This window comes from Citrobacter sp. C1, assembly GCF_014596895.2.
Classification (GTDB): domain Bacteria; phylum Pseudomonadota; class Gammaproteobacteria; order Enterobacterales; family Enterobacteriaceae; genus Citrobacter; species Citrobacter gillenii.
In genome coordinates this window covers 15,127-34,018 of the sequence record NZ_CP115038.1, presented here as the reverse complement: position 1 = coordinate 34,018, position 18,892 = coordinate 15,127, and the positions used below count along the sequence as shown (strand labels likewise).

The 18,892-nt window shown below is 53.6% G+C and carries 13 protein-coding genes and 3 pseudogenes; 8 read left to right on the top strand and 8 right to left on the bottom strand.

From position 1 onward, the window contains the following. Positions 1 to 14: 14 nt before the first annotated feature. A pseudogene (locus IB214_RS25570) lies at positions 15 to 182 on the top strand (IS1595 family transposase); the annotation flags it as partial. A gap of 283 nt (positions 183 to 465) precedes the next feature. On the opposite strand, the gene IB214_RS25565 reads toward IB214_RS25570, so the two are convergent. Beyond that, positions 466 to 1,428: a zincin-like metallopeptidase domain-containing protein gene (locus IB214_RS25565; protein ID WP_117343845.1), complete on the bottom strand. Its 963-nt coding sequence runs from the start codon at positions 1,426 to 1,428 to the stop codon at positions 466 to 468. A gap of 573 nt (positions 1,429 to 2,001) precedes the next feature. Between IB214_RS25565 and IB214_RS25560 the strand changes: the two genes are divergently transcribed. From IB214_RS25560 to IB214_RS25540, 5 genes are all read left to right on the top strand, one after another. Then, a complete protein-coding gene (locus IB214_RS25560) occupies positions 2,002 to 2,319 on the top strand; it encodes a type II toxin-antitoxin system RelE/ParE family toxin (protein WP_050110592.1) in 318 nt (105 codons plus the stop codon). Between the two features lie 4 nt (positions 2,320 to 2,323). Next, complete coding sequence (locus tag IB214_RS25555; protein WP_050110594.1) at positions 2,324 to 2,635, top strand: addiction module antidote protein; 312 nt, start codon at positions 2,324 to 2,326, stop codon at positions 2,633 to 2,635. Between the two features lie 211 nt (positions 2,636 to 2,846). Further along, complete coding sequence (locus IB214_RS25550) at positions 2,847 to 4,403, top strand: type I restriction-modification system subunit M (RefSeq protein ID WP_050110596.1); 1,557 nt, start codon at positions 2,847 to 2,849, stop codon at positions 4,401 to 4,403. Next, a complete protein-coding gene (locus IB214_RS25545; RefSeq protein ID WP_117343844.1) occupies positions 4,400 to 5,665 on the top strand; it encodes a restriction endonuclease subunit S in 1,266 nt (421 codons plus the stop codon). Before IB214_RS25550 ends, IB214_RS25545 begins: the two co-directional genes overlap by 4 nt. Before the next feature lie 125 nt (positions 5,666 to 5,790). Beyond that, positions 5,791 to 8,910: a type I restriction endonuclease subunit R gene (locus tag IB214_RS25540; protein WP_117343843.1), complete on the top strand. Its 3,120-nt coding sequence runs from the start codon at positions 5,791 to 5,793 to the stop codon at positions 8,908 to 8,910. Positions 8,911 to 9,312: 402 nt separating this feature from the next. On the opposite strand, the gene IB214_RS25535 is transcribed toward IB214_RS25540, so the two are convergent. The 4 genes and pseudogenes from IB214_RS25535 to IB214_RS25520 form a co-directional block, all read right to left on the bottom strand. Then, positions 9,313 to 10,458, bottom strand: a complete 1,146-nt coding sequence (locus tag IB214_RS25535) for an NADH-dependent flavin oxidoreductase (RefSeq protein WP_117343842.1) — start codon at positions 10,456 to 10,458, stop codon at positions 9,313 to 9,315. 240 nt (positions 10,459 to 10,698) lie between these two features. After that, on the bottom strand, positions 10,699 to 11,661 hold the full coding sequence (locus IB214_RS25530) for a zinc-binding dehydrogenase (RefSeq protein ID WP_117343860.1): 963 nt from the start codon (positions 11,659 to 11,661) through the stop codon (positions 10,699 to 10,701). 113 nt (positions 11,662 to 11,774) lie between these two features. After that, positions 11,775 to 12,155, bottom strand: a pseudogene (locus IB214_RS25525) (hypothetical protein); the annotation flags it as partial. A gap of 51 nt (positions 12,156 to 12,206) precedes the next feature. Further along, positions 12,207 to 13,301: an aldo/keto reductase gene (locus IB214_RS25520; protein WP_348939740.1), complete on the bottom strand. Its 1,095-nt coding sequence runs from the start codon at positions 13,299 to 13,301 to the stop codon at positions 12,207 to 12,209. A gap of 211 nt (positions 13,302 to 13,512) precedes the next feature. Here IB214_RS25520 and IB214_RS25515 point away from each other — a divergent pair, with 211 nt between their 5' ends. After that, entirely contained in the window at positions 13,513 to 14,406 is an 894-nt protein-coding gene (locus tag IB214_RS25515; RefSeq protein WP_117343840.1) for a LysR family transcriptional regulator, read from the top strand. A gap of 268 nt (positions 14,407 to 14,674) precedes the next feature. On the opposite strand, the gene IB214_RS25510 is transcribed toward IB214_RS25515, so the two are convergent. Beyond that, positions 14,675 to 15,631, bottom strand: coding sequence for an IS5 family transposase (locus IB214_RS25510; RefSeq protein ID WP_117343839.1), 957 nt, complete (start codon positions 15,629 to 15,631; stop codon positions 14,675 to 14,677). A 154-nt stretch (positions 15,632 to 15,785) separates the two neighbouring features. Between IB214_RS25510 and IB214_RS25505 the strand changes: the two are divergent. Then, positions 15,786 to 16,457 (top strand): annotated as a pseudogene (locus tag IB214_RS25505) (IS5 family transposase); the annotation flags it as partial. A 61-nt stretch (positions 16,458 to 16,518) separates the two neighbouring features. Here IB214_RS25505 and IB214_RS25500 read toward each other — a convergent pair. Together IB214_RS25500 and IB214_RS25495 are read right to left on the bottom strand one after the other, a co-directional pair. Next, positions 16,519 to 17,694, bottom strand: coding sequence for a Gfo/Idh/MocA family oxidoreductase (locus IB214_RS25500; RefSeq protein WP_117343837.1), 1,176 nt, complete (start codon positions 17,692 to 17,694; stop codon positions 16,519 to 16,521). 218 nt (positions 17,695 to 17,912) lie between these two features. Next, the gene (locus tag IB214_RS25495; protein ID WP_208642070.1) at positions 17,913 to 18,776 is read right to left on the bottom strand and encodes an alpha/beta hydrolase; all 864 of its coding nucleotides are present in this window, start codon (positions 18,774 to 18,776) and stop codon (positions 17,913 to 17,915) included. Between the last annotated feature and the right edge of the window lie 116 nt (positions 18,777 to 18,892).

The following is an 18,892-nucleotide window of genomic DNA, read 5'->3' as shown; positions in this document are numbered from 1 at the left end:
GTGAGAATCGCGGTTGCCATACGCTCGGAGCGAAGCATTTACCAAGGCATCTTGCGGAATACTGCTTCCGGTTTAATCATCGTTTTGACCTCAATAGCATGTTGGTAGAATTGGGGCATGCAGTCGTGGCAAGCCCTCCGATGCCATATCGACTCTTGAAGCTGGCTGAGGGTCATGGGTAATCAGGTAGTGTTAAGAGGCGTTCCGCAGATTGCGGCACAGTATGAGAAAGAATTTAACCGCCTGTGGGCAGAAAGCGAAGTTTTAGCACCGGCCTATTAAATGTCGGGGATTTTAGCCAGCACATACGCCCTACCCTCGGCATTGTCCACATACCCACAATCGCCCCCTACCGGCTTGCCCCGCCGGTAGAGGCGCTCCCGTTCGCGGGGGCGGCTTGTTGGCCTCCCCGCTTCACTGGCTTCTCTCATGTGGATATGTGGGCAATGCTCTCTCCCGTTTCCCTCAGCAGTCCATCAAATACCGATGCGCTTTAGATGCGGCACTGGCCGCTTTAAAAATGTAGCGTTTATCGTCTTTCAGTGATTTTAGCCATGATGCAATATAGCTTTCGTGCTGAACCTCTCCCGCAACGCCTAAATCAGCCATCAGGAACGCGCTTCCAAGTTCGGCGATCAACTCTTCAAAGGCGTACCCTTCCGATCCGAATCTCCCTTTCATTTCACGATTTAAACGGCTATTCGCCCCGCTCCAGTGGGTCAGTTCATGCAAGCCGGTAGCGTAAAAATTCGCGGCATCGGCAAACAAATGACGTTCAGGCAACCAGATTTCATCCGTGATCGGTTTAAAGAATGCCTGTTGGCCACGTTCGGTAATGTTTGCGCCGGTGCGCTGAAACAATGCTTCAACCTGCGGCAGCGGATCAAACTCACCTACCGCCTGTGGTTCAATCTCGGCGCCATTTTCAGCACTCATGTCCAGCCCGTCGATTTGCTCAACATTAAACACGGTAAAAGTTTTCAGCATGGGGATTTTTTCGATTTCGCCATCCTCAGCTTCTTTTTCCAGCGTCTTGTAAAAGATGGCCGTAGTACCGTGCTCACCTTTACGAACCTGTGCGCCCTGCTCCTGAGCCTGTTTGTAGGTTAACCAGCGAGAATCATTAAATCCCTGCTTTGCAGCACTGCACCATAACAGCATGATATTCATCCCGCTGTAGGCTGTGCCGGTGGTGAAGTTTGACGGAATACCTGACACAGCTCCGTCACGCTTCCACGGACACACCCACGGTTTAACACCCATTTCTAACGCTTCGATGATGCTGTCAGTCACCACCTGGTAAACATCTGGTTTGGCCTTGCCCTTAGAAAATTTCGTTTTTGAGGAGCCTGACTGCTCCAGCGGGGATACGCTGGTCGCCGGTGCGGGATTAGGGGCGCTTGTCTGGGTATGCAGGTTCATAGTCATGGTTGTTTCTCCGTCAGTGTGAATTTCGTCTTCGTATCGCCTGACGGTTCGGCCTCCCTGGAATCGTTCTGGTCAGCAAGGGCGCGAAGCGGCTATGCATTACCTTGCTGACCAGGATGTGACGGGGAACGATTACCGGAAGCTGATATGAAGAAGAAAGGCTCACAGGAGAAAATGACGGCGAGCATACCCGGACTTAGCGCCCCTTATGCCGTAGTGGTGAAATGCTGTTATGCCAGCGATGGAAACCCGGAGGGATGAAACAGCTCGCCTGGCTCAATGCGGAAACACGACATAGCGCCCGGACGGCTTACGTTATATAGGGGGTTAGCGTGAAATGCGGAAATGGTCCTACGTTAAGCGATTTAAGCTTAACGGGTGATTTCGTTCGATTGAGCGGGAACCCTCGACCGTAAGAACCGTTAAAAATGCAACGCCTCATGAAAAGACTGACTAGGCCGCGAAACGCTAAATGACGCTGATGCTAAAAACAGGAATATTTATGATCATGATTTACTCCTGTAGCTTTTACAGTACAATATAGCTCTGTAGCCTATAAAATACAAAATAGCGATGACTACGATCAGGCATTACCTCACGGCAGATGAACGTGATGTATTCATGGAGTTTTTAAAAGACATTCGTGACCCGATAGCCAAGGCAAAAATCGCGTCACGCGTGAACAGGATGGCATCCGGTAACTTTGGCGACCATAAGCCCTGCCGGGAGGGCGTCTGGGAACTGCGTATTGATCAGGGGCCGGGATACAGGGTGTATTACAGCCTGGTTGGACATGAGATTGTACTGCTGCTATTGGGCGGGGATAAAAAAACCCAAAATGCAGATATAGACCAGGCGATTGTGTGCCTGAACGACTATTTGATGAGGTGACCTGATGACTAAATCCCGTTTACATGACGATGCGATGGTGCAGCTTCTCCGTGAAGACCCGGAATTTGCGCAACACTATCTGCATCAGGCCTTTGCTGATATCGATGACGAGGGAGGGCAGCAGGCCTTCCTGGCGGCGTTGCGTCATGTGGTTGAGGCCAGAGGTGGAATGAGTCTGGTGGCAGAGCGAGCGGGTGTTTCCCGGGAAACACTTTATCGAACGCTTTCACCTAAAGGTAATCCCACGTTGAAAACGCTCCGCCGTGTTGTGTCTGCTACCGGTTTCCCGTTCTCTCATCTGGCAACAGCACCCTGATTTTCTGGTTACCTTACCCCCTGAAGTCCGCTATATGCGGGCTTTTCGTTATGTAACACGTTGAGCGCACAAGTCCCATTGCGCTAAATACGCCCCAGCACTGAAAAATCAGGCACACATCAGCCCCACGCCCTTAATTGATAAAGATATCCGTACACCCGGGTAAACCGTAAAATCACAAAAAATAACGTATTCAGAAGAGACATAATCAATGACCAGCATTCAGCAGCGCGCAGAGTTACATCGTCAAATCTGGCAAATTGCCAATGATGTCAGAGGGTCGGTCGATGGATGGGATTTCAAGCAGTATGTCCTGGGGGCACTTTTCTACCGTTTTATCAGCGAAAACTTTTCTCTCTACATTGAAGCAGGCGATGACAGTGTCAGTTATGCAGAAATGGATGACAGTATCATCACTGATGATATCAAAGACGACGCGATTAAAACCAAAGGCTATTTTATTTATCCGAGCCAGCTTTTCTGTAATGTCGCTGCAAAGGCCAATATCAACACCAGACTGAATATCGATTTAAACAGCGCGTTTGTCGCGATTGAAACGTCTGCCTACGGATATCCTTCTGAAGCGGATATTAAAGGCCTGTTTGCCGATTTTGATACCACTAGTAACCGCTTAGGCAATACCGTTAAAGATAAAAATACCCGCCTGGCCGCCGTACTGAAGGGGGTTGAAGGACTGAAGCTGGGTAATTTTGAAGACAATCAGATTGACCTGTTTGGTGATGCGTATGAGTTCCTGATTTCTAACTATGCCGCCAATGCCGGTAAATCAGGCGGTGAGTTTTTCACGCCTCAGCATGTCTCTAAGTTGATTGCTCAACTGGCGATGCACGGTCAGACCCACGTCAATAAAATCTACGACCCTGCCGCAGGCTCTGGCTCACTGCTGTTGCAGGCCAAAAAGCATTTTGACAACCACATCATTGAAGACGGCTTCTTCGGGCAGGAAATCAACCATACGACCTTTAACCTGGCCCGTATGAACATGTTTCTGCACAACATCAACTACGACAAATTTAACATCATGCTGGGTGACACGCTCAGAGAGCCACATTTTGGTGACGACAGACCGTTTGATGCGATTGTATCTAACCCGCCTTACTCTTTGTCATGGATTGGCAGTGATGACCCGACACTGATTAACGATGAACGCTTTGCGCCTGCCGGGGTCCTTGCCCCGAAATCTAAAGCGGACTTTGCCTTTGTTCTGCACTCATTGAATTACCTGTCAGCCAAAGGCCGTGCAGCGATTGTCTGCTTCCCGGGGATTTTTTACCGTGGCGGTGCAGAGCAAAAAATCCGTCAGTACCTCATCGATAACAACTATGTTGAAACGGTCATTTCATTAGCGCCGAACCTGTTCTTCGGCACGACCATTGCCGTGAATATTCTGGTGCTGTCCAAACATAAGACTGATACCAACGTGCAGTTTATCGACGCCAGTGGCCTGTTCAAAAAAGAAACCAATAACAACATCCTCACAGATGCCCATATTGAACAGATTATGCAGGTGTTCGACAGCAAGGCGGGTATCGACCATCTGGCGAAATCTGTGACGCTCGAGGGCGTTGCCGCAAATGACTACAACCTGTCTGTCAGCAGCTATGTGGAAGCCAAAGACACCCGTGAAATCGTCAATATCACTGAGCTGAATGCCGAACTGAAAACCACAGTCGCCCGTATCGACCAGTTACGCACAGACATTGATGCGATTGTGGCAGAGATTGAAGGCAGCGAGGCGCAGCTATGAACGAGATGAGTTATCTGGAAAAGCTGCTGGATGGCGTTGAGGTGGAGTGGACGCCACTGGGAGAGTTGGGTGAACTAGTTCGCGGAAATGGATTGCCAAAAACTGATTTTACGGAATCAGGTGTTCCCGCTATTCACTACGGACAGATTTATACTTTCTATGGTCTTTCAACCGCATCGACAAAGTCGTTTGTTTCGTATGAAACTGCGAAAAAGCTCAAAAAAGTAAATGCTGGAGACGTTGTAATTACTAACACCAGCGAAAACATTGCTGATGTTGGTAAAGCGTTAGTTTATCTAGGTAAAGAGCAAGCCGTTACGGGTGGGCACGCTACAATATTCAAACCAAGTAATGGTGTTATCGGGAAATATTTCGCTTACTTTACACAAACCGATGTTTTTTCAAGCGATAAAAGAAAGTATTCAAAAGGGACAAAAGTAATTGATGTCTCAGCTACTGACATGGCCAAAATCACAATCCCCATCCCTTGCCCGGAAAACCCTGAAAAGTCTCTGGCTATCCAGTCTGAAATCGTCCAAATTCTGGATAAATTTACCGCCCTTACCGCTGAGCTTACCGCTGAGCTTACCGCACGTAAAAAACAGTACAACTACTATCGTGACCAGTTGCTGAGCTTTGAAGAGGGGGAGGTTGAGTGGAAGACGCTGGGGGATATTGGTCACATTGTGACTGGCCGCACTCCAAAGTCGTCAGACAAGTCTGCATGGGGCGAAGATGTTGATTTTGTAACCCCCAGCGATATCAAGAACGGGATGCGTAACATAACATGTCCGAGTCGTCGCTTGTCTGCTGAAGGAGCAGCATCGATGCCCAAAGCTCGGATCCCTAGTGGTTCATTACTAGTCACATGTATCGGCGCAGATATGGGTAAGACAGTCATTAATGCTAACGACTGCATCCCCAATCAACAAATTAACTCAATTACTTTGACCGATGATAGCGTTCACGTCGGCTACCTGTTCCATGTACTCACCGCTATGCGTGACTCATTACGTCGACAGGGTGAGCTGGGCGGAGGGACGATGCCTCTCATCAATAAAAGCGACTTTTCAAAGATTGTTGTTTCACTTCCTTCGTATGAAGACCAGGCTCGAATTGTATCCATTCTTGACAAATTTGACGCCCTAACTAACTCCATCACCGAAGGACTACCCCGCGAGATTGAGCTGCGCCAGAAGCAGTATGAATACTATCGGGATTTACTGTTCAGCTTCCCAAAACCTGAAACCGTCACCGGCTGACATCCCTAATCTTGCCGGTGAGGCGCATCATCCCCGGCAAGATAACAGCCCGCTTTTATTCACTCACCGGTGCCGGGCAGGATTCAGGCACTGGTTACCTTTGCCACACAGCAAAAGGGAGCGTTATGACTCATCAAACAAAGACCATCGCAGAATCAAATAACTTCATCGTGCTGGATAAATACAGCAAAGAATGGGAAGCCGGTGACAGTTATCAGAGTGAATCCGACTTAGAGCGTGAACTACTTCAGGACCTGAGCAATCAGGGCTATGAGTTTCTGTCGGGCGTAAAATCGCAGGCATCTATGCTGGCGAATGTCAGAACGCAACTCCAGGCACTGAACAACGTCGCCTTTAACGAAAGCGAATGGCGACGCTTTACTGAGCAGTATCTGGACAGCCCGAGCGACAGCAGTCTCGACAAGACCCGCAAGCTGCATACGGACTATATCTGCGATTTTACCTTTGATGACGGGCATCTGGACAACATCTATCTCATTGACAAGAAAAACCTCACCCGTAACAAAGTCCAGGCTATCCAGCAGTTTGAGCAGGCGGGGTCACACGCCAATCGCTATGACGTCACGCTCCTGGTCAACGGCCTGCCGCTGGTACAGGTGGAGCTGAAAAAACGCGGTGTGGCCATTCGTGAAGCCTTTAACCAGATACACCGTTACAGCAAAGAAAGCTTCAACACCGATAACTCGCTGTTTAAGTACCTGCAACTGTTTGTGATTTCCAATGGCACCGACACCCGTTACTTTGCCAACACCACCAAGCGGGACAAAAACAGTTTTGACTTCACGATGAACTGGGCCAAATCCGATAACACGCTGATTAAAGACCTGAAAGATTTCACCGCCACTTTTTTCCAGAAAAACACCCTGCTGAACATCCTGTTTCATTACACCGTCTTTGATATCAGCAATAACCTGCTGGTCATGCGCCCTTATCAGATAGCGGCGACCGAGCGGATCCTGTGGAAGATGAACAGCGCTTATCAGGCAAAAAACTGGAGCACCACGGAAAGCGGGGGCTTTATCTGGCACACCACAGGCTCCGGAAAAACCCTGACCAGCTTCAAAGCCGCACGCCTGGCAACCGAACTGGACTTCATTGATAAAGTCTTCTTTGTGGTCGACCGAAAAGACCTCGATTTCCAGACCATGAAGGAATATCAGCGTTTTTCCCCCGACAGCGTCAATGGCTCTGACAGCACGGCAGGACTGAAAGGAAACCTGGAAAAAGACGACAACAAAATCATTGTCACCACCATTCAGAAGCTGAACAACCTAATGAAAGGTGAAGCAGACTTACCGGTCTACCGTCAGCAGGTGGTTTTCATTTTCGATGAGTGTCACCGCAGCCAGTTCGGCGAAGCGCAGAAAAACCTGAAGAAGAAATTCAAACGGTTTTATCAGTTCGGCTTTACCGGTACACCTATCTTTCCGCAAAATGCGCTGGGTGCAGAAACCACGGCGGATGTGTTCGGTCGCGAACTCCACTCCTATGTCATCACCGATGCCATTCGTGATGATAAGGTGCTGAAGTTTAAAGTCGATTACAACGATGTCCGCCCGCAGTTTAAACAAATGGAAACCGAAACGGACGAGAAAAAACTCAGTGCCGCCGAAAACAAGCACGCCTTTCTTCACCCGATGCGTATTCAGGAAATAACGCAGTACATCCTGAAAAATTTCCGACAAAAAACACACCGCACCTTCCCGGGTGGCAGGGGCTTTAATGCCCTGTTTGCCGTGAGCAGTGTTGATGCGGCTAAGGCCTATTACGAAGCCTTCAAAAAACAGCAGCAGAATGCCGCCGATGCTGACGGCTCGTACAAGCCGCTGAGGGTGGCGACCATTTTCTCCTTTGCCGCCAATGAAACGCAGGACGCCGTGGGCGACATCACGGATGAAAGCTTTGATGTCACCGCCATGAACAGCAGCGCGAAAGAGTTTCTGGATGCGGCAATAGGCGATTACAACACCCAGTTTAAAACTAACTTCAGCACCGACAGCAACGGCTTTCAGAACTACTACCGGGACCTCGCGCTACGGGTAAAAAACCAGGACATTGATTTGCTGATTGTCGTCGGAATGTTTTTAACCGGCTTTGATGCCCCGACGCTGAATACCCTGTTTGTGGATAAAAACCTGCGCTATCACGGACTGATGCAGGCGTTTTCACGCACCAACCGGATTTATGATGCTACCAAGACGTTCGGCAATATTGTCACGTTCCGGGATTTAGAGCTGGCTACGGTGGATGCCATTACCCTGTTCGGGGACAATAACACCAAAAATGTCGTGCTGGAAAAAAGCTATAAGGAGTATATGGACGGCTTTACCGATATCGTCACCGGTGAGGCAAAGCGCGGCTTTATGGACGTGGTTACGGAGCTGGAACAGCGATTCTCCGACCCGGCAGCGATTGAATCAGATAAAGAAAAAAAGGCCTTTGTAAAACTGTTTGGCGAGTACCTGCGCGCTGAAAACATCCTTCAGAACTACGATGAATTTACCACACTCAAAGCCTTACAAAAAGTCGACATCAGCGACCCGGACGCGGCGGAAGCCTTCAAAGCAGCGCATTATCTGGATGACGAAAAGCTTGCTGAACTTCAGATTCTACGCCTACCGGCTGAGCGAAAAATCCAGGACTACCGTTCAGCCTACAATGATATCCGGGACTGGCTGCGCCGGGAGAAATCCGCCAATGATAAAGACGCGTCCACCGTTGACTGGGAAGACGTGGTGTTTGAGGTGGATTTACTGAAGTCTCAGGAGATTAACCTCGACTATATTCTTGGGCTGATTTTCGAACATAAAAAAAAGAACACGAGTAAAACAACACTGATAGAAGAAGTGCGGCGTTTAATCCGCGGCAGTCTGGGTAACCGTGCCAAAGAACGCCTGATTGTCGACTTCATAGAGCAAACAAACCTCGATGAGATGCCCGATAAAGCCGGGATTATTGATGCGTTCTTTACCTTTGCTCAGCAGGCGCAACAGCGTGAAGTCGACGCCCTGATAAAAGAGGAGAACCTGAATGAGGCGGCGGCACGCCGGTATATCAAGGCCTCACTGAAGCGCGAATATGCGACGGAAAACGGTACGGAGCTTAACGAGACGCTGCCAAAACTCAGTCCACTCAATCCGCAGTACAAAACCAAAAAGCAGACCGTTTTCCAGAAGATAGGGGCATTTATTGAGAAGTTCAAAGGCGTGGGTGGGCAGATCTGACTCCCGTCAGTGGAGGGGGCGTTTTGCCCTACTCCACTCCGTCTATTCGGTAAAGCTCTAATAGTTCGATTTATCGGTACTGTATAAGTATACCTTCCTCGTACCACTGCAAGCTGGTACTGTTTAAACACACACGACACACTTAAACAGTGTCGTTTTCAGAAGGCGGCTGCACTGAACGCCAGAAGCCGACTGCACTACGGCAGCGGATGGGGGGCCATCATGCAATGACGGGCAGCAGCCGGCCATGAGCTGACCTTGGTCAATTGGGCATGCAAAGTCTGCTTGCCATTCGCTGAGTGGTCATCTGGCAAAGCTCCTATTCGGCAAGTAGCTACCGGTCTTTGAATCCCACATCGACCCAATGGCAGGTCTTCAAGTCCGCGAATATGTGCTTACGGCTCAAATTGCTTGGCGTTCCGCTTGATCGCGAACGATGTTGAACCATCCAGTCGTGTCTTCGATGGTGGCCCACAGCTTCTGCGGAATGGTAAGGCTGGCGACATCCTGCAACGAAACCGAGAGTTTGATATCGTTGCCGAGCCCATCTCTTGCGTACGCAACCCAGTCCGGGTTCATCACTAGTCCCTGACCAACCGCGACAAGCGCAAGCCCTTCATCGATGCCCCGTTCGGCCTGTTCAGCCGTTCGGATCTGCCCCGCTGCGATCAGCGGAACTCGCCCGCCGATGTGGTCATGCAGAATGCGCACGATGGTACGTCCGCAAGTGCCATCGATCGGCGTCTGGTCAAGCGCGCTGCCGAGCGATGCGTGAACGTAGCTCACGCCGCCATCGATGAGGCGATCAATAAGCTGGAGTGAGTCCGCGATCCGCAGACCGCCCTCGTTTCCTTCCTCTACCGAGATACGATAGCCAAGCGCGAAGGGCCGATCGGCATGTGCCTCTATCGCGCTCTTTACGGCAGCGACGACGGCGAGCGGAAAACGCATCCGGTTTTCGAGCGAACCACCCCAACGGTCATCACGACGATTGGTCTGCGGGGAGAAAAAATTCTGGATCAGAAAGCTGTGCGCACCATGCAGCTCGACGCCGTCAAACCCCGCAATGATGGCGCGTTGAGTTGCATCGGCGAAGGCTTGAACGATTTCGAGTATTTCTTCCTCGCGAAGCGGACGCGGCGTAAGGGCGGGGGCAAACGGACCGGCTTCGCCCTCCACTGCGCTCGCAGCCACAACGTCGGAGACCAAAACTGGTTGTGTTTTCACGCCCGCATGGAAGATTTGAAGGAAGGCGGGAGCGCCGCCGCTTTTAGCGGCGGCTGCCAACCTCGTCAGGCTCGGAATGAAGCGATCGTCATGGGCGGCAAATTCGCCCGTGAAGCCGATGCCATTTTCCTGCACATGGGTGCACCCGGTAATGACCAGACCAACGTCTTTGGCTCGCCGGCGGTAATAGGCCTCTTCATCGTCAGACACCGTGCCATCGTCGTTGCTGGCCCATGTGGTCATCGGCGCCATCGCAATGCGATTGCGCAGGACAAGGTTGGGCGCGAGTGTAATTGGCTCGAATAATTTGCTGTGTTTCACTTGGTAACTTGCCTTCCGTTAGCGTCGTCTCGCGGCTACATGCGATCAACAGGGTTGATGGGGCTACCGATCGCGATGCCCGCAGAAATGGAATCAGATCGTGTAGTCGATCTGATTCATGTGCTCGACGCCATGCGGTCGCCGTACACAACGAACCTGGACAGCGAGGTTTCGATCTCCTGCATATCTTCCACCGTCAGGTGGATGCGATCAGTCCGCAGACGCTTGAGGGATTCCTCGTCATACTGAAAACAGTACAAGGGGCTTGCCCGAGAAATTGCGCTGGTACAATTCATCAAGCAGTTGCGGGAGCGCCGCAAATTCACGGCGAATCTGGATTTCCGGCTGTAGTGTCTGATCGGCCAGACTAGCGAGCATCACCTCGCCCGCCGTTGTAAGCTGTGTCCAGACTGCATCGCTGCCGTGCCAGTGCAGCGCACCGAGCGCAACTTCATGCAGAGAAATGGCCTGTTCGAATCCAGGGAAAGGCCATTGCGGCACCCGTCCCTGAATGCAGACCAGATGCCCGTTGGCCTCCAGTGCCTTGGCCAGCCGCATGGCGAGTTCAGGCCCCGTGCTGTCGATTACGGCATAAAAGTCTTTATCAGCCAGCATGGCTTCGCTGTCATAACATTGCGCGACACCGAGTTTACGCAGACGCGGCCAGTGCCTTTGATGGCACAGCGCATGCACCTCGAACCCGCGTACCAGCGCCAGTTGCACCAGATAAAGGCCGACCGCGCCACCTGCACCACTGACCAGCAATCTGGCAGGAGTACGCGCCGGGATTTTCTCGATCGCCAACCAAGCCGTCAGCCCGGGACATGGAAAGCTGGCAGCCGTGGCAAAATCGAGCGCATCAGGCAGGCGCAACAGGACGCCCGCAGCCACTGGGGTGTATTCGGCAAAACTGCCATGGCGATGCAGATTCTGGTGATAAGCCACGCGTCGGCCGATCCATCCCTGTGATACGCCCTTGCCTACCGCCACCACCGTACCTGCGCCATCCACACCGGGAACGTGGCCTGGATGGACATCATCTAGCCGGCCAAGCACTTTCCAGTCAACCGGATTGAGTCCGATAGCTGCATTGCGTACCCAGACTTCACCCGCAGCAAGCGGTGCTGCCTTAATGGTTTGCAGCCGCAGATCAAGCGGCGCATGACCGCCCTGCCAAGTCCAGGCCTGATACGAATCCTGCATCACTGACATATCAACCCTCCTTGCCTTGCCTGCAGTTTTTCCAGCATGGCCCGAGCCAGTGCATGATCCGGAAACGGGTTCTGCCCGGTAATCAGCTCACGATCAACGTCGGAGACCAATACTGGCTGCGTCTTCACGCCCGCATGGAAGATTTGAAGGAAAGCGCGCGCGCCGCCTCTCTTGGCTGCTGCCAATTTCTTCAGGCTCGGAATGAAACGATCGTCATGGGCGGAAAATTCACCGGTGAAGCCGATGCCATTTTCCTGCACATGGGTGCAACCGGTAATGACCAGACCAACGTCTTTGGCTCGCCGCCGGTAATAGGCCTCTTCGTCATCAGAAACCGTGCCATCGTCGTTGCTGGCCCAAGTGGTCATCGGCGCCATCGCAATGCGATTGCGCAGGAGAAGGTTGGGCGCGAGTGCGATCTGCTCAAATAACTTGCTGTGTTTCACTTGGTAGCGCCTTTCGTTAGCGTCGTCCGGCGGCTGCATGCGATCGACCGGTTGATGGAGCTGCCGATTGCGATGCCCGCCGAAGGGAAATCAGATCGTGTAGTCGATCTGGCTCATGTGCTCCTCGCCCATGCGGTCGCCGTACACGACAAACCTGGACAGCGAGGTTTCGATCTCCTGTATATCTTCCGCCGTCAGGTGGACGCGCTGCGCGCCGAGATTTTCGAGCAGGTGTGCCTCGTTGCGCGTGCCCGGGATCGGGACGATGTTCGGGCCTTTTGCCAGCAACCATGCCAGCGCAATTTGTGAAGGGGTCGCGCCTTTCTTGGCCGCATACGCTTTCAGCCACTCAACGATCGGCATATTCCTGGGCAGGAATTCGGCCGACAAGCGCGGGAAGCCAGAGCGGAAATCCGTCTTCGGATCGAATCGGGTATTCGTGTCGATCTTGCCTGTCAGGAATCCTTCCCCGAGCGGCGCCCACGGCACGAAGCCGATGTCCAGCTCTTTGCAGGTGGCCAGAACACCGTTCAATTCGACATTGCGGGTCCACAGCGAGTATTCGGTTTGAACTGCGGCAACGGGCTGCACGGCATGCGCGCGGCGGATGGTTTTTACGCTCGGCTCGGAGAGGCCGAAGTGCAGAACCTTGCCCTGCCGGATGAGCTCTTTCACCGCGCCGGCGACATCCTCGATCGGCACACTCGGATCGACGCGGTGCTGGTAGTAGAGGTCGATGCGATCAGTCCGCAGACGCTTGAGCGATTCCTCGACGACTTTCCTGATGTGCTCGGGTCGGCTGTTCAGCGCGATCGTGCCGTCGATCGCGAAACCGAATTTCGTGGCGATCTTTACCTGATCGCGGACGGACTGGAGGGCTTCTCCAACCAGTTCTTCATTCGTGTAGGGGCCGTAGACCTCGGCCGTGTCGAAGAAGGTCACGCCGTGTTCAAAAGCCGTGCGGATTGTTTTCAGGCCCTGTTCTTTCGGGGCGGGCGGTCCATAGTTCGAGCTGATGCTCATGCACCCGGCACCGATCTCGGACACCTGCATCGTTCCTAGTTTTCGCTGTTTCATCGTCGTGGCTCCATTGGGTTTAGTGTTTCTGTCCTGCGCCTGAACTGATCCGCTTGCGAGCATTGGGCCCATCGCCACGGCTGCCCCAAGGAAAGCCGAATTCTTCAAGAACTGACGACGCGCGTTATCTTCAGATCCGCGTCGATCAGGCGCTTGACCCGTTGGTCGACCAGTTTCGTCATTTGCTGCCATCGCCTTTGCCTCCTGTCAGTAAGGTTCGTCTGCAACAGGTATTGCAGAGCACGTCGTCAAAGTAGCACTCTGCAACCCATATGATTAGAGCTTATAATCGACTTACGCTTATAAGTAGGGGTTATCAATGGCGCGGGCGAGTGTGGATGATTTGATCTTCTTCCTGGAGGTGGCACGGGAGCAGAGCTTCACGCGGGCGGCCGCGAAGCTTGGCGTCTCTCAACCTGCACTGAGCCAGACGATCAGGACTCTTGAACAACGGCTGGGCGTGCGGCTGCTCACCCGCACGACACGCAGCGTCTCGACCACCGAAGCAGGCGAACGGTTGCTCAACACCATCGGGCCGCATTTTGACGGCATCCACGACGGATTGGCGGCGTTGAGCGAACTCAGGGATACGCCAGCAGGCAGACTACGCATCACCTCGGTCGAACACGCCTCGCAGACAATCCTTGCGCCCGCTCTGGCGAAGCTTCTGCCCGACTATCCCGACATCCATGTCGAAATCATCAACGACTATGGCCTCACCGACATTGCGGCAGATCGCTTTGATGCGGGCATTCGCCTTGGCGAGCAGGTTGCACAGGACATGATCGCCGTGCGCATCGGGCCGGACTTCGAGCAAATTGTCGTGGGAGCGCCCTCGTACTTTAAGAGGCGCAACAAGCCAAAAACACCGCATGACCTGACCGAGCACCACTGCATAGCGCTTCGCCTACCGACATCTGGCGGCTTTTGGTCGTGGCCGTTTGTGAAGAATGGGCACGAGCTGAAGGTGCGCCCCGAAGGGCAGTTGGCATTCAACACGATTGCGCTTCACCTCGATACCGCATTGGCGGGGCTGGGGCTGGCCTATCTGCCCGAGGATCTGGTGAAAGACCATCTGGCGGAAGGTCGGCTGGTACGTGTGCTTGCCGATTGGTCTGCGCGAATGTCGGGTTATCACTTGTATTACCCGAGTCGCCGCCAGAACACTCCCGCATTTTCGCTGCTCGTCGATGCGCTGCGTTATCGGGGCTAACGTAATAAGACAACGGGTCAAATCTGGCACCAGGATGAAATATCAAGACGCCATTCGAAGCAATTTTCCTGTCTATGCCTGCAGACCGGTCGATTGCGGACTTGTTTTGTCTAGGGAAGCGCTGAACAAATAGCGAGTTTTCAATCGCAAGCATCGGTTGCTCATTTTTTGAGCGGCGCTCGAACCCGGGACGCATCATTTCGACGCTTTCTCCCCGAATTCCTGCGTTTCCGTCCACCGCCGGGGCGCGGTGGGCGGATTCTGCCCCTCAGGCAGCCATCAGCCGCCCGCGTAGCAGATACAAATTCGCCAAGCCCACCAACATGTTGACCTGGGCCTTGTTCTTCGCCAGACCCCGGTAACGGGTCTTGGTGAAACCAAACTGGCGCTTGATCACCCGAAACACATGCTCCACTCGCGCCCGGATCGAGGATTGCTTGCGGTTACGTTTGCGCTGACTCGACGAGAGGTTATGACCGGGCTTACGTTTGTCCTGCACGCACCAGCGGAACCCCAGCGCCCTTGAGCCGCGTTTGTATTCGTCACTGGTGTATCCGGCATCGGCAAAGAGGACTTGATCTTCCTGTCTCAGTAATTTGGGCAAGAGGGTGATGTCGGCTTCGTTGGCGGGGGTGACTTCAACGCTGTGTACGGCGCCCGAATCGACATCAGCACCGATATGAATCTTCATGCCGAAATACCACTGATTGCCTTTCTTGGTCTGGTGCATCTCGGGATCCCGTGCTTTGTCCTGGTTCTTGGTCGAACTCGGGGCGTGGATGATCGTGGCGTCGACCATCGATCCTTTGGAGACCAGCAACCCTTGGGCTTTGAGATGGGCGTTGATTGCGCTCAGCAACGCTGCCGTCAAGTCGTGCTTCTCGAGAAAATGGCGAAAGTTCAGGATCGTGGTCTCGTCCGGCAAGGCCGCTGTCACGCTGTTGAAGCCGGCAAAGCGGCGGAGGCTTTCGATCTCGTACAGGGCATCTTCCATCTGCCGATCAGAGTAGTTGAACCAGTTCTGGGCGCAGTAGATGCGAAGCATGCTCTCCAGTGCCATCGGCTGACGGCCCCGACGCCCGCTCTTCGGGTAATACGGTTCAATTCGGGCCAGAAGCGCTGACCAGGGAACAACCGATTCCATCTCGTTGAGAAATAGCTCGCGCCGTGTCTGGCGCTTCTTGCTTGCGTATTCAAGATCGGCAAAACTCGCTTGGCGGGACATCGGCTCTAAACTGAATTCGTGAAGACTCCATTATCTCAAATCAGGGGATTTGTTCAGCGCTTCCCTAGGGGGGGACTTAAAAACTCCTGTCATTTTGCATCAACGAAAGAGCCAATCTGAGAAGATTGTGGAAGTGTTTTTCAGGTATTGAGAGATGAAGCAGATCAGTTTTTCGGAAGCGGAGTTTTCGGGGAAAAAGCGGGTAACGCGTCGGGAACGGTTTTTGAGTGAAATCGAACGGGTTTTGCCGTGGCAAAAGCTGCTCGACGTGATTGCCCCGTACTACATCAAAGACGGCAAGACGGGGCGTCCGGCAATTCCTCTTGAGCGTCTGCTGCGCATGTGCCTCGTACAGCATTGCTTTGCCCTGTCCGACGAGGGCACCGAAGACGCCCTGTACGACAGCCAGTCGATTCGTGATTTTGTTGGTCTGGATTTTGCGCGCGAAAAGGCCCCCGACACCACCACGCTGCTGCACTTTCGTCACCTGCTGGAGAAGCACAATCTCACCGAAGGCCTCTTCGCCGCGATCAATGCCCATCTGGCCGAGAAAGGCCTGATCCTCCGGGAAGGCACGATCGTCGATGCCACACTGATTGCCGCCCCCTCCTCGACCAAGAACAAGGACAGGCAGCGCGCCCCGGAAATGCATCAGACGAAAAAAGGCAACCAGTGGCATTTCGGCATGAAAGCCCACATCGGCGTCGATGCGAGTTCCGGAATCATCCACACCGTCGTCACCACACCGGCCAATGCCCATGATGTCACGCAAGCCGGCCATCTTCTGCACGGCAAAGAGAAGTGGATGCTGGGCGACGCCGGTTATCCAACCCCAATCCTGACGACAGAGGAAGAAGGCATGCTTAACTATTAAGTGACATAGCAAATCAAGGCGTGTCCAGATGTACCCACGTGCCGTTCGCGGCGCTCGATTGACACACGCCAGCCACGAAACGAACACCGAGCAGGCCATCAAGAGAATTCGGGAAGTGCAGGGCCAGCGGATCAGGTGCGATGCCGGCACGGCGGGCGGCGATGGCTTCGGCCGCATCCGAATACAGGTTGGCAAACGCTTCCGGAAAACCTTCCGGGTGGCCTTTCTTGATGCGCGATGCGCGTGCAGCCAGCGGCAACGTGCCGGGGCCGTTGGGCGTGTAGGTCTGCATCGGGGCATCGAGCGGCTTGAAACGCAGCACTTGCGGGATTTCCTGTTCCCATTCCAGGCTGCCCAGCGAGCCGCTGACGCGGATGCGCAGGCCGTTCTCGACGCCCGCCGCAGCCTGTGTCACCCAGAAACTGCCGCGTGCCCCATTACTCAGCCGCAGCATTGCGCCGGCAAAATCGTGCACCACGCGGCCCGGGACAACGCTGCCGACTTCGGCGGCGACCTCGGCCACCTCCAGTCCGGTGATGAAACGCAGCAGGTTGTGCGCATGCGTGCCGATATCGCCCATCACCAGCGACGGGCCGCTTTTCGCCGGATTGTGGCGCCAGCTGCGCGCGCGTTGCGCATCGTTTTCGCGCGCGTTGCCGCCTTGCACGTATTCCACCTGCACCAGCCGGACAATGCCCAGATCACCCGCTACGACCATCGCCCGTGCCTGGCGCACCAACGGATAGCCGGTGTAGTTGTGGGTCAGGCAGAAGACCCGTCCGCTCGCTGCCACCGCAGCATGCAGGCGTTCGGCTTCGTCCAGCGTGTTGGTCATCGGCTTGTCGCAGATCACGTCGAAGCCGTGCGCGAGTGCGGCGCTGGCGATGGCGAAATGGCTGTCGTTCGGCGTCATGATCGCCACGACATCCGCCCCGGCCGGATGCGCTTTTTCGCCGTCGAGCAACGCTTGCCAGCTGGCATAACTGCGCTCGGGCGCAAGACCCAGATCCTGTCCGCCCACCCGGCATTTTTCGGGATCGGAGGACAACGCGGCGGCGACCAACTCGTAGCGGTTGTCGAGTAGCGCCGCTAGCCGATGCATCGGGCCAATAAACGAGCCTGGCCCGCCGCCGATGACTGCAAGGCCAAGCTTTCGGCCAAGTAATGAGATAACCTGATTTAAAGACATCGTCGATGATCCAATTAGAATGTGGTGGGCGTACTGATTCCGATCACCCTTGGTTCCTTTCTGATGTTATTCAACCATCGTTATGGATGAGGGCGATTGTTAGACGGCTGTGGGCTTGACCTCAAATCTACAACTTGGCGGCACGAAGCGGCCATTGAGCCCGCTTCGTGCCGATACCGTTGGAGTAGTTCACACCCGCCAAAGTGATAGTTAAATCTTCAGAGATTGCTTTTAAAGAATGGCGACAATTTCTGTACCGCCTGCTCAACATGTTCTGGCTGGTCGTACAGGGTCATATGAGTCGCACCGTTGACCACAAACAGTTCCTTCTGCCCGTTTGCCAATTCATAGGCTTGTCTGCTTTGCCACAGTGAGCCTGCATCGCTCCCGGCGATCAATAGCAAAGGTTGAGTCAACAAGTCCCCCATCTGGTTAAAGGCTGAGAAGGCAATGTTTTTATCGATACTGGTAAATAGCAGCTGATTGGTCGAGTTTGGATGCTGGCCACGAGGTGTCCGGTAGTATTCATAGGCCTCGCGCAAGTCACGAGGGGTTTGTGCATCCGGTAGTGGAACGTAATTGACATAAAGCGGCGCAGCGCCGTTAGCCTCGGCGCTGCGTTGCTTGGCAACAGCGACCAGAAGCTTCAGCTGTTCGGATACCGGAGCATCGCCATTCCATCCTTTTCGGGTGGTTAAGCCAACATCCACCGCACTGACGGTGCCAACCGCTTTGATCCGGTGTTCTGTCATTGCTGCGTTGATTGTGTATCCACCGCCAGCGCAAATTCCCAAGGCACCAATGCGATCTTGAGCGACAAAAGGAAGCGTCGTCAGATAATCCACCCCACTGCGAATGTCTTCCACCCGCTCAGTGGGATTTTCGAGAAAGCGGGGTTCTCCGCCACTTTCCCCCTGATGGGACGCATCAAAAGCCAGCGTGATGAATCCTTGCTTGGCGAGTTTCTGGGCATACAGGCCGGCGGTTTGTTCCTTTACGCCGCCGCCAGGATGAGCAACGATGATTGCGGCATATTTTTTGTTTTTGTCGAAGTCCTCTGGGAGGTAGAGATTACCGGCCATTCTGATTGCGCCGTTTTTGAAATACACACTTTGAACGTGGCGTTCAACCTGCTGTGTGCCCAGAGCACCGGCGGAGCTAACAGTACCAGCTGCCGTTGCGACCTGAACGCTGAATA

Excerpts from the sequence above, each read along its gene's own strand:
- IB214_RS25565 (WP_117343845.1), bottom strand. The coding sequence starts at position 1,428 with ATGACTATGAACCTGCATACCCAGACAAGCGCCCCTAATCCCGCACCG.
- IB214_RS25560 (WP_050110592.1), top strand. The coding sequence starts at position 2,002 with ATGACTACGATCAGGCATTACCTCACGGCAGATGAACGTGATGTATTC.
- IB214_RS25555 (WP_050110594.1), top strand. The coding sequence starts at position 2,324 with ATGACTAAATCCCGTTTACATGACGATGCGATGGTGCAGCTTCTCCGT.
- IB214_RS25550 (WP_050110596.1), top strand. The coding sequence starts at position 2,847 with ATGACCAGCATTCAGCAGCGCGCAGAGTTACATCGTCAAATCTGGCAA.
- IB214_RS25545 (WP_117343844.1), top strand. The coding sequence starts at position 4,400 with ATGAACGAGATGAGTTATCTGGAAAAGCTGCTGGATGGCGTTGAGGTG.
- IB214_RS25540 (WP_117343843.1), top strand. The coding sequence starts at position 5,791 with ATGACTCATCAAACAAAGACCATCGCAGAATCAAATAACTTCATCGTG.
- IB214_RS25530 (WP_117343860.1), bottom strand. The coding sequence starts at position 11,661 with ATGCAGGATTCGTATCAGGCCTGGACTTGGCAGGGCGGTCATGCGCCG.
- IB214_RS25515 (WP_117343840.1), top strand. The coding sequence starts at position 13,513 with ATGGCGCGGGCGAGTGTGGATGATTTGATCTTCTTCCTGGAGGTGGCA.
- IB214_RS25510 (WP_117343839.1), bottom strand. The coding sequence starts at position 15,631 with ATGTCCCGCCAAGCGAGTTTTGCCGATCTTGAATACGCAAGCAAGAAG.
- IB214_RS25500 (WP_117343837.1), bottom strand. The coding sequence starts at position 17,694 with ATGTCTTTAAATCAGGTTATCTCATTACTTGGCCGAAAGCTTGGCCTT.
- IB214_RS25495 (WP_208642070.1), bottom strand. The coding sequence starts at position 18,776 with ATGGCCGGTAATCTCTACCTCCCAGAGGACTTCGACAAAAACAAAAAA.